The 14,050-nt window shown below is 70.1% G+C and carries 12 protein-coding genes and 1 riboswitch; of the genes, 2 read left to right on the top strand and 10 right to left on the bottom strand.

Annotated elements, in window-relative coordinates:
- Positions 1 to 6 precede the first annotated feature (6 nt).
- Together ACFVBH_RS01310 and ACFVBH_RS01305 are read right to left on the bottom strand one after the other, a co-directional pair.
- Positions 7 to 1,737 (bottom strand): ABC transporter permease, encoded by a 1,731-nt coding sequence (locus ACFVBH_RS01310; RefSeq protein WP_378998716.1) that lies wholly within the window; start codon positions 1,735 to 1,737, stop codon positions 7 to 9.
- A complete protein-coding gene (locus ACFVBH_RS01305) occupies positions 1,734 to 2,441 on the bottom strand; it encodes an MgtC/SapB family protein (RefSeq protein ID WP_378998714.1) in 708 nt (235 codons plus the stop codon). The genes ACFVBH_RS01310 and ACFVBH_RS01305 overlap by 4 nt, the downstream gene beginning before the upstream one ends.
- Positions 2,442 to 2,636: 195 nt before the next feature.
- A riboswitch (M-box (ykoK) riboswitch) is annotated at positions 2,637 to 2,814 on the bottom strand.
- A 618-nt stretch (positions 2,815 to 3,432) separates the two neighbouring features.
- Here ACFVBH_RS01305 and ACFVBH_RS01300 point away from each other — a divergent pair.
- Entirely contained in the window at positions 3,433 to 3,945 is a 513-nt protein-coding gene (locus tag ACFVBH_RS01300; protein WP_378998712.1) for a M23 family metallopeptidase, read from the top strand.
- Between the two features lie 98 nt (positions 3,946 to 4,043).
- Here ACFVBH_RS01300 and ACFVBH_RS01295 read toward each other — a convergent pair whose 3' ends face one another.
- Positions 4,044 to 4,274 carry a hypothetical protein gene (locus tag ACFVBH_RS01295; RefSeq protein WP_378998710.1) on the bottom strand — a complete coding sequence of 77 codons (231 nt, stop codon included), beginning with the start codon at positions 4,272 to 4,274 and terminating at the stop codon, positions 4,044 to 4,046.
- A 112-nt stretch (positions 4,275 to 4,386) separates the two neighbouring features.
- Here ACFVBH_RS01295 and ACFVBH_RS01290 point away from each other — a divergent pair, with 112 nt between their 5' ends.
- The gene (locus tag ACFVBH_RS01290; RefSeq protein WP_378998708.1) at positions 4,387 to 5,082 is read left to right on the top strand and encodes a hypothetical protein; all 696 of its coding nucleotides are present in this window, start codon (positions 4,387 to 4,389) and stop codon (positions 5,080 to 5,082) included.
- Positions 5,083 to 5,260: 178 nt separating this feature from the next.
- Here the strand turns inward: ACFVBH_RS01290 and ACFVBH_RS01285 are convergent, their stop codons facing one another.
- From ACFVBH_RS01285 to ACFVBH_RS01255, 7 genes are all read right to left on the bottom strand, one after another.
- Positions 5,261 to 5,884, bottom strand: coding sequence for a TetR/AcrR family transcriptional regulator (locus tag ACFVBH_RS01285; RefSeq protein ID WP_354985590.1), 624 nt, complete (start codon positions 5,882 to 5,884; stop codon positions 5,261 to 5,263).
- Between the two features lie 68 nt (positions 5,885 to 5,952).
- Positions 5,953 to 6,366, bottom strand: coding sequence for a hypothetical protein (locus ACFVBH_RS01280; RefSeq protein ID WP_378998706.1), 414 nt, complete (start codon positions 6,364 to 6,366; stop codon positions 5,953 to 5,955).
- 164 nt (positions 6,367 to 6,530) lie between these two features.
- Positions 6,531 to 8,396, bottom strand: coding sequence for a Na+/H+ antiporter (locus tag ACFVBH_RS01275; RefSeq protein WP_378998704.1), 1,866 nt, complete (start codon positions 8,394 to 8,396; stop codon positions 6,531 to 6,533).
- Positions 8,397 to 8,643: 247 nt separating this feature from the next.
- Positions 8,644 to 9,972, bottom strand: coding sequence for a pyridoxal-phosphate dependent enzyme (locus ACFVBH_RS01270; RefSeq protein WP_378998702.1), 1,329 nt, complete (start codon positions 9,970 to 9,972; stop codon positions 8,644 to 8,646).
- Complete coding sequence (locus tag ACFVBH_RS01265) at positions 9,972 to 11,441, bottom strand: decarboxylase (protein WP_378998700.1); 1,470 nt, start codon at positions 11,439 to 11,441, stop codon at positions 9,972 to 9,974. The genes ACFVBH_RS01270 and ACFVBH_RS01265 overlap by 1 nt, the downstream gene beginning before the upstream one ends.
- Positions 11,438 to 12,694: a heavy-metal-associated domain-containing protein gene (locus tag ACFVBH_RS01260; protein ID WP_378998698.1), complete on the bottom strand. Its 1,257-nt coding sequence runs from the start codon at positions 12,692 to 12,694 to the stop codon at positions 11,438 to 11,440. The genes ACFVBH_RS01265 and ACFVBH_RS01260 overlap by 4 nt, the downstream gene beginning before the upstream one ends.
- Positions 12,691 to 13,950, bottom strand: a complete 1,260-nt coding sequence (locus tag ACFVBH_RS01255; RefSeq protein WP_378998697.1) for an aminotransferase class V-fold PLP-dependent enzyme — start codon at positions 13,948 to 13,950, stop codon at positions 12,691 to 12,693. Before ACFVBH_RS01255 ends, ACFVBH_RS01260 begins: the two co-directional genes overlap by 4 nt.
- Between the last annotated feature and the right edge of the window lie 100 nt (positions 13,951 to 14,050).

The raw sequence follows: 14,050 nt of genomic DNA, 5'->3' as shown, positions 1-14,050 counted from the left end.
CTCCTTCTACAGCGAGTAGCGGCGTTGCGCCAGTGCGTACAGGCGCCGCCAGAAAATTCGATTGATGCCCACCACATACGCGCTCATCACCAGCACCCCGACCAGGATGCGCGGGGCGTCCCCGGCGGTGGTGGCCTCGGCGATATAGGCGCCCAGGCCCGTGGCGACCAGGGTGGTGGGGCCGAACTCCACGATCTCGGCCACGATCGAGGCGTTCCACGCCCCGCCCGCGGCGGTGATCGCGCCGGTCACATAGCTGGGGAAGATCGCGGGCAGAATGAGCCTGCGCCACCACAATCGGCGCGGCAGGCGCAGATCGGCCGCGGCTTCGCGCAGATCGTTGGGCACCGCCGCGGCCCCGGCGATCACGTTGAACAGGATGTACCACTGCGCGCCCAGCGCCATCAGCACGATGCCCGCCCACTGCAGGCTCGCCCCGGTGGCCACCAGCACCGCGGTCACCAGCGGGAACAGGAAGTTCGCCGGGAAACTCGCCAGCACCTGCACGATCGGCTGCGCGATCCGGGACACCTTGGGATGCAAGCCGATCCACACCCCGATCGGCACCCAGACCGCGGTGGCCACGATCAGCAGCACGATCACGCGCAGCAGGGTGATCGCGCCCAGCTGCGCCGCGTGCGCGAGTTCACCGAACCCGACCGTGTCGCGGATGTAGCGCAGCATCAGCAACGATCCGATGCCCAGGGCCACGCTCACCACCGTCGTGAACGCGATGTCGTTGGCCCGCCGGCGTTTCGCGGGCACGCACAGCCGGTGCTCGGCCAGGCCGAACACGCGCATCACCCGATCCAGCGGATACACCAGCGGCCCGAACGCGCGGCCCAGCAGAGCCGGAATGTGCGAGCGGCGCAACAGATCCCGCACCAGGCTGCGCGGGGCGTGCGCGGCCTCGGTGTCCTCGACCCGGAATCGCTCGGCCCACACCGTGATCGGGCGCCAGAACATGATGTTGAGCCCGACCACCATCACGATCATCGCCACGATCGCCCACAGCACCTTGCCGGTGTCGCTCTCGGCGGTCGCACCGGCCACGTAGGAGCCGATGCCCGGCAACACGTACTCGCGGTTGTTGACGCTGATCGCCTCGGCCGCGGTGAGGAAGAACCAGCCGCCGCCGAAACTCATCATTGCGTTCCACACCAGCGGGAACATGCCCGAGGGCACATCGACCCGCCAGAACCGTTGCCAGCGTGAGAGTCCGAGGTTGCGGGCCGCCTCGTCGAGCTCGCGGGGCTGGGAGATCAGACTGTGGTGGAACGCGAACGCCATGTTCCACGCCTGGGAGGTGAAGATCGCGAAGATCGAGGCCGCCTCCAACCCCAGCGACGAGCCCGGGAACAGGGCGATGAACCCGGTGACGGTGACCGCCAGGAAACCCAGGATCGGCACCGACTGCAGAATGTCCAGCAGCGGCAGCATGATCTTGTCCGCGCGCGGCAGGCGCGCCGCGGCGGTGGCGAACACGAACGTGAACACCAGCGACAGCCCCAGCGCGATGATCATGCGCAGCAGCGAACGCGCCGCGTAGTACGGCAGCGACGCCGGATCGGTGTCGATGCTCGCGGGCGCGGACGCGGCGTCGAAGGGCACATCCATGCCCGCCGACACCCGCACCGCGACCCAGATCAGCACCGCCGCACCGGCGAACACCGCGATATCGGCCCAGCGTGAACGCGGGCGGTCGAGCACCCCGCGCGAGGGGAAAGTGGTGCTCACGCCTGCTCCTCCCGCTCGGGCACGATCCGCCACCCGACGCTGGTCACCGCCGGCTCGAGACTCAACCGGCTCACCGCCGACTCCATCTGACGGTCGTCGCGGCGATCACCGGTCAACTCCGCACGCACCTCGACCCGGCCGGCGACCGTGTCATGACTCGAGATCGAGACCAGCCGGAAATCGGTGCGCGTGAGCGACTGCACCAGCAGCGCCCGCACATGCGCCTCGTGCGCGTCATCGGTCGCGGCGGTGAACGCGTACAGCGAATCGGTGCCCACCCCGTCGGTGAGCGGGCGATCCACCGCCCGTGCCGCACTGCGCAGCGCGGTGTTGACCACCACGACCACGAACGCGCCCGCCACCGCGGTCGAATACATGCCCGCACCCGCGAGCGAACCCACCGCCGCCGCACACCACAGCGTGGCCGCGGTGTTCAATCCGCGGATATTGAACCCGTCGCGCAGGATCACCCCCGCGCCCAGAAATCCGATACCCGAAACAATTTGTGCCGCAACACGAGTCGGATCAGCGGTACCACCGTTGAACCCGTGCGCGGACAACAGCACGAACAGCGTCGCGCCCGCGGCGACCAGCGCGTTGGTGCGCAGCCCCGCCATCCTGGCCCGATACTGCCGTTCGAACCCGATCACCGCACCCAACCCGACACCCGTGCCGAGCCGGAGCAGCATTTCCCACGTGGTCATGACGCCCTCCACCTAGAGGCCGGCGCACTCCACACCGCACGTCAGGGCCGGCACACGAGCAGACCACGAGACACGGAGGAGACGCCTGGTAAACGATTGGCTAACGGAACAGAGTCCAATCCACCGGGCATGACAACCACCTCCTCGACTGCGCGCACGCGCCAGAGGGTGGGAACGGCGATAGTCGCCGGAAAAGGACACCACCCCTCGTAAGACCTTTGGCACTCCACGGCGTAAACCCATCGCACCAGGCGTGGGAGCCGGTCGGGATCACCCCTTAGCTCGGGGAGACCTGTCCTGACCCGGGGCGTCTCTCGACATTTGGGGTCGCCGGCCTGTATCCGCGGAGGAGCCTCAGCTAACGACGGCACCTTGCGTCAGCGAGTAAACACCCCCGCCACCGCCGCGCGCAACCCGATGTGGCGTGGGTCGCAACCGGCCACCGGGCCGGGGACGCCGCCGAGAGTCGCGGTCACCAGCGTCTCACCGCCCGAACCCGGCCAGGCAAGCAGCGACTATGTGGCAACCGAAACGCCGATGCGGCGTCGCGATGCCTCACCGCACGTGCGCGGCCGATCACGCCGTGGCCCCGTCGGCCCGGTTGCGCAATCGACGGCGACCCGGCTGTCTCGACGTCGGTGTACCCCGGTGCCGATCGTTCGCGCCGGACAATGCCTGGTCGCGACCACCCGGCTCGGTGGCGGTCCGGCACTGCGAACCGGCGGATGCTCCGGCCGCCGAGGCGACGAGTCGCGCCCGCTCGGCGACAGTTCCGACCACGCAGGATGCGGTCCACCGCGCCTGCCGGCGGTACGCGATCGTCGTTGCGGTGACCCGGTGACCTCGGCGGACAATCCTGCCATAGTGGAGGTGTTACCCGCCGGGCGAGGGAGAATGAATCACGCTGGCGCGGAACGAGATCGGGCGAGAACGCCGTCTCGGCATCGCGCCGGGGCAGGTGGGCGAGCATCGAGCCGAGGGGAGCTGGAACATGCCGCGATATTGGCCGCTCGAGCGGGGGCGGGTGCTCACCAGCGGGTTCGGCCCGCGCGACGGGGGATTCCACTGGGGCGCGGACTTCGGGTTTCCGGGCGGATCCGCGTGGCGCCCGGTCTACGCCACCGGCGGGGGAACCGTCGTATTCGCCGGGCCCGCAGCGGGATTCGGCGGCCCGGACCCCGCCGGATGGGTCGTGATCGACCACCCCTCCCAGCAGGGCAACGGCACCACCGTCTACGGCCACATCGTGCGCGAGGTCGCGCTCGGCCAGCAGGTGCGCCCCGGCCAGCGGATCGGCTACATCAACCCCGACCCCGCCACCAACGGCGGCGTGGCCCCCCACCTGCACTTCGAATGGCACCGCACCCTCTGGTCCCCACCCGGCCCCGACCGCCTGGACCCCCTACCCAAACTCCGCCTGTCCCTGGACCCTCCGCCGCCGCCGACGGTCTCCGGCCCCCGCCCCGCCGCCGCCGACAGCACCCCCACCCCGAAAAGCCCCTGAGCACCTCGTCCCCACACCGGCCACCGGCCTGGCACGCAATTCCCGGTACTGGACCGGCCGTGCCCTCGCACCGACAGACCCCGGCCACCGCCGTCCGATCACACCGGCACAGATCGTGCCGGCCCAGGCTGATCCGGCGCACCCACCGGCACGGGAGCGTGGGGCTGGCGCATCTGCTCTCGCGATGTCGGCATCGGCACGACCTCGCGAAACCCGTTGCGCCAGAAGCTCGGTGCAGTGGGCGGCACCGCCGTCGACGGCAGTACCACGCTCACGGTCAAGAGCGAGAGCAAGAGCCGCACGATCATCGCCATCACGAAGGGATCCATGTAGACGGAGTCTGCTGCGAGGTAGGCGGTCGATGCAGGGGTGCGCATCGTGTTCGGTCACGGACCGGAAATTCGTTCGCCGGACGGGTGGGGTGCTGCGTACGGTGCGCGTATGGAGCAGGAGGACGGGACCATACCGGCGGGTGAATACGTGATCACCGCACGGTCTTTGGACGAGTACCGAGCCATGTTCGGACTCGAGGACGGGCAGGTGCGGGGGCGGATCCTGGACTGCCCGGGCGGGGGATCGAGTTTCGCGGCCGAGGCGGGGGTGCTGGGGGCCGAGGTGATCGCGGTCGACCCGGTGTACGCGATGGGCGGTGAACGGCTGCGGCGCGAGGTGCTGGGGGCGATCGAGAACACCGGGTGGGCCACCGCCCATCCGGAGCGGTTCGTCTGGGACTTCTACGGCGATATCGCAGGGCACCAGGCGATTCGAGAGCGCGCCGCGGCCCGCTTCCTGGCCGACCTGGACTCGAATCCGCGGCGGTACCGGGCGGGCCTGCTGCCCGAACTCGACTTCCCCGACGCGCATTTCGATCTCGTGCTCAGCTCACATCTGCTGTTCACCTACGCCGACCGCCTGGACTACGACTTCCACCTGGCGGCCCTGCGCGAATTGCTGCGGGTCAGCGCCGGACAGGTGCGCGTGTTCCCGCTCGTGGACTACCTCGGCGGCTCGTGCGAGGACCTCATCGACGCACTGAGCCTGGACCTGGCCGCGGACGGCGTGCGCGCCGAGCGCGTCCCGGTCGAGTTCGAATTTCAGCACGGCGCGACCTCGATGCTGCGCCTGCGCCGCGGCTGAGAAACCTCGCGGACGGCCACGAGTACCGCTCCGGCGGCATCAATGAGCTCGCGAATGCCCAGGGTCGTCGGGACCGGCGCGGCGACCCTGGGCACTCGCGCGTGGAGCGGCGACGCTCAGCCGCGAGGTGGGTCGATCCGACCGCCGCCGCGCCTCGGCGAGGCACCGCGAACACCGCTCAGCGGTAGATCCCGCGATAGGCAGCGATCGTCTGCACCAGGTGATCCACGATCTGCTCGCGGCTCGCGCGCAGCGTCCCGTTCAGCCAGGCCGAGAACATGCCCGCGTTCCCGCTGGCCATCGTCACCGCGGCCAGCCGCCGCCGGGTCGGATCCTGGATATGGGCGAACAGATGATCCTGGATCAGCCGGGTGAACGCGGGCATCACCGCGATCGTGGTCTGCCCCAGCCCGGTCGAGGAATACGGCTCCACCAGAAATAGTCGCGACTTGCGCGGATCCTGCAGCACCTTGTCCACCAGCACCTGCGACAGCGCGCGATCGCGAGTGGGATCGTCCGCGACCGCGAACGCGGTCATCGGCTCGAGGAACTCCTCCGCGATCTGCCGATACAGCACATCCAGGAGTTCGTCGCGGCTGGCGAACGATTCGTAGAAGTACCGGTCGGTGAGATTGGCCCGCCGGCACACCGCCCGCATGGTCACCGCGCCCGCCCCCGATTCCCCGATCAGATCCAGTGCCGCCTCGAGCAGCGCGACCCGGCGCGCCTCACGGCGTTCGGTGAGCGTGGTTCCACCCCAGATGCGGGGTTCGGCGTCGGGGGAGGGCTGGCCTGTCTGCACCGTGCCCAGGGTAGTGCCCGGAACCGGGTGTGTGCGCACACCCGGCACCGAACACCGGGACGCACCCCTCACACCACCACGCAGGCGCTACCCAGATTGATCCCGGTCCCCACCGTGATCGAGCCCGTGGCCGCGCTGCCGTAGTAGGAATCGGCGTAGATCCGATGCCACCCGGCGGCCTGCGGCGTCCACGAGGTCGAGGCCCGCCCGTCCGTGCCGATCACCACCGTCTGCGGACTGAACGTGCCGTAACCCTCGATGTCGTAGAACCAGGCCGCATCACCCGGGCGGCCCTGCACGGTGACCGTGTACGAGCAGCCCGCCCCGTACTGCGAGGTGCCCAGTCCGATGGACGTCCCGGCCGAGACGTCCACCCGCCACACTTGAGCGCTCGCGCCCGGCGCGGTCAGGACCAGGGCCCCGGCCAGGGTGGCGAGACCGGCGGCGAATACGGAGGTGCGGTACCGGATCATTGCGATCATCCCCTTTGGGAAATGCCGGTGGAAACGCGCGAAGACACTGGCGCGTATACGCCAGTGTCGGCGCATTTCGGCACCGGCACACCCGGAATGGGACTACTCGTTCGGTAATCGATTGCCGCGCAACACACTTGGTGATCTCTTGCTATCGAGCCGCAATCGCCGCCTCAGCCGAGCTGCTCGTCCAGATAGCACCAGCGCCACGATTCCCCGGGCTCCACACTGCGCATGACCGGATGCCCGGTGTGATGGAAGTGCTTGGTGGCGTGATTGCCGACCGAGGAATCACAGCAGGCCACGTGCCCGCACTCGAGGCACATGCGCAGGTGCACCCACACCAGCCCCTCGGCCAGGCATTCCGCGCACGCGTCGGGCAGATCGGGCACCGCGGTCCGCGGCGCCGCGCGCAGATGCTCACAGCCCGCGGTGACCGGGGCGGTCAGCAGCTCCCCGTCGTCGCCGTCGGTGTCCAGGACCCGGTCGATGGTCGATTCCTCGAGATCCAGGGTCGCCATCACCTCCTGCAGCACCTCGTGATCGACCACGCCCGAATCGCGCACGCGCAGAATGGTTTCGCGTTCGGCCCCCAGCATCGCCAAACGCAGGCGCCGATACTCCCCGCTGGGGGTGACCCGCTGGGATTCCGAGCGCCCCAGCAACTCCCACGCCGAGCGCGCCCGATACTCGACCCGATGGCGCAGCGCGTCCACCACCTCGGGCGGGGTCTCGGGGGTGATGTTGGCCTCGAGCGCGGCCAGGCCCGCGGTGGTGGCCTGCTGCAGCAGATTCGCCTCCTGCAACAGGTCCTCGGCCCGGCTGGGCCCGCGCATGTCGAGCGTGCGCACCAGCAGCGGCAGCGAAAGCCCCTGCAGCAGCAATGTTCCGGCCACCACCACGACCGCCAGCAACACCAGCGTGGCCAACTCGGGGGTGTCCGCGGGCAGCAGCAGCGCCGCGGCCAGGGTCACCACCCCGCGCATGCCCGCCCACGAGAGCACCGCGGGCCCGCTCCAGTGCGGGCGCTGTGCTCCGTGCCTGCGGCCCTCGATCCGCCAGGCCAGATGGGTGGCCGGGAACATCCAGATCGGGCGCGAGAGAATCACCGTGGCCAGCACCGCCACGCACGTGATCGCCAGCGTGGAATGCGGCAGGTCACTGTTCCAGGCGTCCTCGAAGATGTGCCGCACCTGCAGCCCGATGAGCAGGAACACCGTGCTCTCGAGAATGAATTGGATGGTGCGCCAATTGGTCTGCTCGGCGATGCGCGAGGCCGCGGACTGCCAGCGCGGTGCGCCGTGCCCCAGGATCAGCCCGCAGGTCACCACCGCGATCACCCCCGAGGCGTGGAAGCGCTCGGCGGGCAGATACGCGATCCACGGCGCCAGCAGGGACACGCTCGTATCCAGGACCGGGTCGGTGATGCGCCGGCGCAGGAACATCAGGAACGCCGCGGCCGCGCCGCCGATCAGGGCGCCGCCGCCGGCCGCGCCCAGGAAATCCCCGCCCGCCTCCCAGATGGTGACCGTGCCCGCCATGGCCGCGATCGCGGTCCGCAGGGTCACCAGCGCGGTCGCGTCGTTGAACAGCGACTCGCCCTCGAGCAGGGTGATCAGCCGCCGCGGCATGCCCACGCGCCGGGCCACCGCGGTCGCGGCGACCGCGTCCGGCGGGGCCACCACCGCGCCGATGGCCACCGCCGCCGCGAACGGCACCGGCAGCAGCCACACCACGACCCCGGCCACCGCGAAGGTGGTGAACAGCACCAGCCCCACCGACAGCAGCGTGATGGAGACCTTCTTGGGCCGGAAGTCGATCAGCGAGGTGCGAATCGCGGTGGTGTACAGCAGCGGGGGCAGCAACCCCAGCAGCACCAGCTCGGGTTCGATGTCGAACTCCGGCACGAACCACAGATAGGAGCCGATGACCCCCGCCACGGTGAGCACGAACGGCTCACCGACCCCGATCCGGCGGGCCAGCGCCGCCAGCGCGACCGCGGCCCCCACGAGCACGACCAGTCCCAATGCCCATTCCACGAGATCACATCGTGCCAGCACGCCCGCCCACCCCGCGAACCGACCGGCCGGTGCGCCCACCCCGATTCGACCGCCCCGAACCCCGGACCGCCCCCGATGCACACCGGGCCATACCCGCTGCGGGCTCCTCGAGCCCGACGCGGCCGCCCTGGTGCGCGCCCGCCGCCGTCGATCGCGCACCGGCACTCGACGTCGGCGCCGCGCACCCGGTGATGCGACGCGGGTGCCCGAGTGCCCGAGTGCGCGATCAGCCGTTGCGCGGGGCGGACTCCATCGCCTTGCCCGCATCGCGCCAGGCCGCGATCCCGCCCGCCAGGCTGAACGCCTCGTACCCCGCGCGCCGGGCCAGGGCCGCGAAGCGCACCGACAACTCACCCACCGGGCACACGAAAACCACTGGGCGCGAGCGCGAGAACGGGATGCCGTGGGCGAACATGTCCTCGAGCTGATCGTCGCGGATGTTGATCGCCCCCGGCACGTGCGCGATCCGGTAGGCCATGGCCCCGCGCGTGTCGACGATCGTCGGGCGCTGCTCGCGGTCCAGGGTCTCGAGCGCGTCCGGGGTCAGGGCGGGAACCGCGGCCAGCTCCGGGGCGGCCGGGGGCGCGGGACGTCCGGTGCGCCCGAACAACTCGGGGCGGCGTTTGCGAATGTAGGACAGGTACGGCTCGATCCGGTCGCACACGATGAACACCGCGATCAGCGGCCGCTCGCCCGAATGCTCCAGCGCCCCCAGGTGTTCCAGCGCCGCCGCGTAGGTCGCCCCGCTGGTCGGGCCGGCCAGCACCCCGTGCCCGGTCGCCAGATCCAGGGTCGCGTCGACCGCGCGCCCGGCCTCCACCGCCATGATCCGGTCGTAGAAGTCGGGCTGGAACAACCCCACGTCCCACAGTTCGGTCTCCGAGCGGATCCCGGGAATGAAGTCACCGCGCTCGGACACCACCGCCACGGTCCGCAACTCGGGATTGTGCTTGCGCAGGAACGTCGCGGTCCCGCGCGTGGACCCGGTGGTGCCCAGCCCGCCGATCAGATAGTCCACCCGGGTGATGCCGTCGCGCGCCAGATCCTCGTGGATCTCGCGCCCGGTGCCCTCGTGATGGGCCTCGATGTTCTTCTCACTGGTGTACTGCGAGGGGTGATGCCAGGCCCCCGGCGCCCGCGCCATGGTCGCGTCGATCACCGAGTACACATCGTTCGGCGCGGTCGGGTCCGGGCATTCCGAGAGCCCGGGCAGCTCTTCGATATCGGTGCCGAACACCTGCAGCAGCTCGCGCACCTCGGTGACCCTGATGCGGTTGGTGACCGCGCGCAGGCCCACCCCGTGCATCGCGCCCAGAATGCGCAGCGCCTTGGCGGTATTGCCGCTCGAGGCCTCGATCAGGGTCTGCCCGCGCGCGACGATGTCGTCGAGTTCGTCGCGGATCATGCCCCATGCCACCCGGTCCTTGACCGAGCCGAAGGGATTGCAGGACTCCAGCTTCGCGTACAGCTCCACGTGCGCCAGCCCGTGCACTGCCGGATCCAGGCGCAGCAGCGGGGTGTTGCCGATGAGTTCGGTGATGTGGTCGTAGCGCATCAGTGCACCCCGTGCCCCGGGACCGAGGCCCCCTCGGCGGACAGCTCCGCGCGCGGCTCGTACAGCTCATCGGGGCAGACCCGGAATCCCGCGCCGTCCTCGTGCCAGACCGCGAGTTTGGGTGGCAGCGCGTGCATCGCCGCACGCGCGGCCGACAAATCCATGTGGTAGGCCCCGGTGTTGGGGAACACCACCAGATCCCCGGGCCGCGGCCGATGGGGCAGCCACACCTTGTGATTGGTGATCAGATCGCGTTCCAGGCACAACCGCCCGGCCAGGTACACCCCCAGCGGGGCGGGGTCCGCGGGCTCGGCGGCGGGCACCAGCAGCGGATCCACCATCACCTCCTGATCGGCCGGTGTCACGGTGTCCCGGCTCAGATCCAGATTGACCAGGACGCTGCCGTCCGCGGTCTCCTTCACGAATTCCACCCGCGCCACGGTGATTCCGGCGTGATCGACCAGCGCCTTACCGGGCTCGAGCCACACCTCGAGCAGGTTCTCCGCCGCCACCTGCGCGAAGCTGCGCCCGCCGTGCGCCTCGAGCCCGGCATCGAGCAGATCGGCGAGCATGCGGTCCGCGGGCACGGTGTTGGCGTACTTGTGAAAGACCGGGGTGCCGTGCACCGCGCCGCCGTCGAGATGGAACCCGAAGGTGTTGCCGCCCCACGCCATCGGCTCACCCCGCCCCAGCAGCGATTCGCGCAGCGCGATCACGTAGGCGTCGAAGGCGGCGGCGTCGGCGGTGAACACCTGCCGGAATCCGCCGCCGATGTTCAGCACGGCGGGTGCGAGCCCGTGCGCGTAGGCGCGTTCGGTCAATTCCAGGCACGCCTCCACCGCGCGCAGACGCTCACCGGGCTCCCCGGAATCGATGTGAAAGGCGAACCCGCGAAAGGCGATCCGGTCCCGCCGCGCGGTGAGCACCTCGAACACCTCGTCCACCCGATCCAGCGGCACCCCGAACCGGCTCACCGGGGTGCCGGGGATCCCGCACACGCGCACCAGCACCGGGATCGGCGCCCGCCCGCCGGCCAGCTCGGCCACCCGCCCCAGCTCCCACACGTTGTCGACGTTGATCGCGGACCCGGTCGCGGTCAGCGCGCGCAGGAAATCCTCACCCTTGGGCCCGGTGACCTCGATGCGCGCGCACGCGAACCCCGCCCCGCGCGCGCTGGCCAGCTCCTGCGGGGAGGCCACGTCGATGCCGATCCCGGCGTGCTCGGCGGTGCGCACGAACGCGCGCGAATGATTCACCTTGTGCGCGTAGCAGATCCGATACCGCGCGCGCCGGGCCTCGAGCACCGCGCGCAACCGGTCCAGGTTGTCCGCGAACACCTGAGGGAACACCAGATGCGCGGGGGAGCCGAAGCGCGCCACCACCTCGCGCGCCCCGCCCGGCCCGCTCAGGAACGCGCGCACCAGCGGATGGATCTGCGCCGGCAGCCCCGGCGGCATCGGTGCGGTCATACGGCCGATTCGGTGGCCGCGGGCGCGGGCGAGCCCTGGGCCGGGTTGTATCCGCTGTCGCGCAACGCCTCGAACGCGCGATGGCGGTTGCGCGGACTGCGGAACTCCGCGACCACCCGCTTGCTCAGCAGGTCGATCTCGTGCACCGCGATCCCCATCGACTCGAGCACCCCGGTGATGGTGCGCACGCAGTGCTTGCAGTTCATGTCCGGCACCGAGAACACCTGATCCTCGGCCGTCAGCTCCCCGCTCTCGGCCCCGGGCAGCGCCGGGGTCTCGGCCAGGGTGAGCCGTTCGGTGATCACGGTGAACAGCTCGGTGAACGCATCGGCCACCAGCGGCAGCAGACTGTAGTGCTGGCCGTCGATCTGATGCGGCATCGCGGCCAGACAGGCAGGGCGCGTGCCCGGGGGCAGCAGCGCGTACTGGCGTGAGATCACATCCAATTCGTCGTGGTACTTGGCGATCGCCTCGGCCACCGTGAGCTTTTCCACCAGCGTCGCGCGCCGCATCACCCGGTGCGCGTCCTCGATGGTGGCGTCCTTCATCGCGCGCAGGGTCGCCACCGTCTCGAGTGAATAGCGCACCGTGCCGTCGGGCTGGGTGGTCAGCCCGGCCGCGATCATGCCGCGCCGGTAACTCGAGGCCTGCAGCTCCCAGTACCAGCGGGTGGCGACCGCGCTGTAGATGCTCGAATCGCGCATGCCGACCGCGAATTCGTTCGCCGTGCGGTAGGGCGTCCAGCGTGCCAGCAGCGCGTGCTGGGCCAGCGCCCGCCCGGTCGCCTCGATGCCGACCCGGAAGATGTCCAGGGGTTCGTGGTCGGTGGTGGTGCCCTCGAGCACGGCCCGATCGCGCGCGCTCAGGCCCGAGATGCGCTGCGCCAGTCCGGTATCGGCCTCGAGGGCGTGCCACAGCGCCAGGACCGTCTCGCGCATGGCGATGGGCACGATCGGCCCCAGCCCGCCGGTGCGGATGTGCCCGGTGTTGGGAATGCCGTCGCTGTCGGTCCACACGATGCGATGGGTGGCGCTCACGACCTGTTCGGCGCGGCACGGGCGCATGTACCGCTCGAGGTACAACCGCTGGGACAGGGTCAGGTGCGAGCCCGGCTCGGTGACCATGTCGGTGCGGGTGTACTCGATGCGCCGGGCCGGGGGCGCGATGGCCTCCGCGCACAGTCCGGGGCGAGCCAGGGCGGCCAGCACGCGCGAGGCGGCGCGGCGTTCGTAGCGGGGCGGTTGACCGTTCATGGTCGAGAGACCTCCTCGGCGATCGTGGTGACGCAGTCGGTGAACCGGTCGATCTCGTCGTCGGTGGTGTAGAGGTGGGTGCTCACGCGCACCGAGTCGGTGTCGCCGATCTCACGGGCCTCGGGCACGCAGTGCGCCCCGGCCCGCACCAGGAAACCGAGTTCGCCGAGCACGAAACCCAGATCCCCGGCGCTGATCCCCTCCAGGGTGAACGACGCTATGCCGTAGCCGGTCTCGCACGGGGCGTAGGCCGGGCCGGGCAGGAACTCGAGTCCGGGCACGGGGCGCAGTGCGGTGAACAGGCGCTGGGTCAGGGCGAGATTGTGCGCGTGGATCACCTCCGGTGAGACCTCTTCGAGCAGGTCCAGGGCGGCCCCGAGTGCGAGAATGCCCGCGATGTTCGGCGTTCCGCCTTCCAGCAGCTGCGGCATCGGTCCGGGCATGAGGTTCGAATCTACAAGGGAGACACCGGAATTGCCTCCCGGTAGAAAAGGAATGAGTTCGCTGTGCCGTCGCCGGGCGCAGTACAGCACCCCGGTTCCGGTGGTCCCGAACATCTTGTGCGCGGCGAACACCGCGAAGTCCGCGCCGAGTTCGTCCACCCGCACCGGCAGATGCCCGCCGCTCTGACTGCAGTCGAAACACAGCGCGATACCGGGATCGATGCGCCCGCGCAGTTCCTCGAGGGTGCTCAGAGCCCCGAACACGTGATGCAGGTGCGCGACGGTGATCAACCGGGTGCGCGGGGAGATCTTGGCCTCGATATCGGCGATGTCGGCCTCGCCCATGGCATTGACCCGGTACGGCACCGCTCGCACCGTGCGCCCGAATCCGCGCAGCACCCCGCACAACTGCACCCACGGGTACACGTTCGAGGCGTGATCGAGTGGGCTGTACAGGATCTCGTCGCCGTCACGCAGATTCGCCAGCCCCCACGCCAGCGCCACCGCGTTCAGCGCCGCGGTGGAACCGCCGGTGAACACCACCTCATCCGGTGCGGCGCCCACGAATCCGGCCATGCGCTCGCGCACGCCCTCGACCTCGCGGGTGACCGCGCTCGCCCACGGGTAGGTGCCGCGCCCGGCATTGGCGGTGCGCTCGCGGTGATAGCGCTCGACCACCTCGATGACCTGTCGCGGTTTCTGGGTGGTGGCAGCGGAATCGAGGTACACCTCGGCGCATTCGGTCAGGGCCGGGAACAGGTGCCGGGGCAGCCCCGCGCTCCGGGCGAGAGACCCGGCAGTGGAGTCAGGCACACGGGAGCGCAACGTGCCTCTCCCTCCGAGGAGTTCGCGCTGGACGTCACCAACGATACCCACAATTGCCGAACGGCTCGAAGGTTCTCGCGGGCAAGAG

The organism is Nocardia sp. NPDC057668, assembly GCF_042799795.1.
In the GTDB taxonomy this organism is placed as follows: Bacteria; Actinomycetota; Actinomycetes; order Mycobacteriales; family Mycobacteriaceae; genus Nocardia.
Note: the sequence above shows the minus strand (reverse complement) of the source record. Positions and strands in the feature narration are given on the sequence as shown.

Bases quoted from the DNA above. Each gene is read 5' to 3' on its own strand.
- ACFVBH_RS01290 (WP_378998708.1), top strand. From the start codon at position 4,387: ATGGAGCAGGAGGACGGGACCATACCGGCGGGTGAATACGTGATCACC.
- ACFVBH_RS01270 (WP_378998702.1), bottom strand. From the start codon at position 9,972: ATGCGCTACGACCACATCACCGAACTCATCGGCAACACCCCGCTGCTG.
- ACFVBH_RS01295 (WP_378998710.1), bottom strand. From the start codon at position 4,274: ATGGATCCCTTCGTGATGGCGATGATCGTGCGGCTCTTGCTCTCGCTC.
- ACFVBH_RS01280 (WP_378998706.1), bottom strand. From the start codon at position 6,366: ATGATCGCAATGATCCGGTACCGCACCTCCGTATTCGCCGCCGGTCTC.
- ACFVBH_RS01265 (WP_378998700.1), bottom strand. From the start codon at position 11,441: ATGACCGCACCGATGCCGCCGGGGCTGCCGGCGCAGATCCATCCGCTG.
- ACFVBH_RS01305 (WP_378998714.1), bottom strand. From the start codon at position 2,441: ATGACCACGTGGGAAATGCTGCTCCGGCTCGGCACGGGTGTCGGGTTG.
- ACFVBH_RS01260 (WP_378998698.1), bottom strand. From the start codon at position 12,694: ATGAACGGTCAACCGCCCCGCTACGAACGCCGCGCCGCCTCGCGCGTG.
- ACFVBH_RS01300 (WP_378998712.1), top strand. From the start codon at position 3,433: ATGCCGCGATATTGGCCGCTCGAGCGGGGGCGGGTGCTCACCAGCGGG.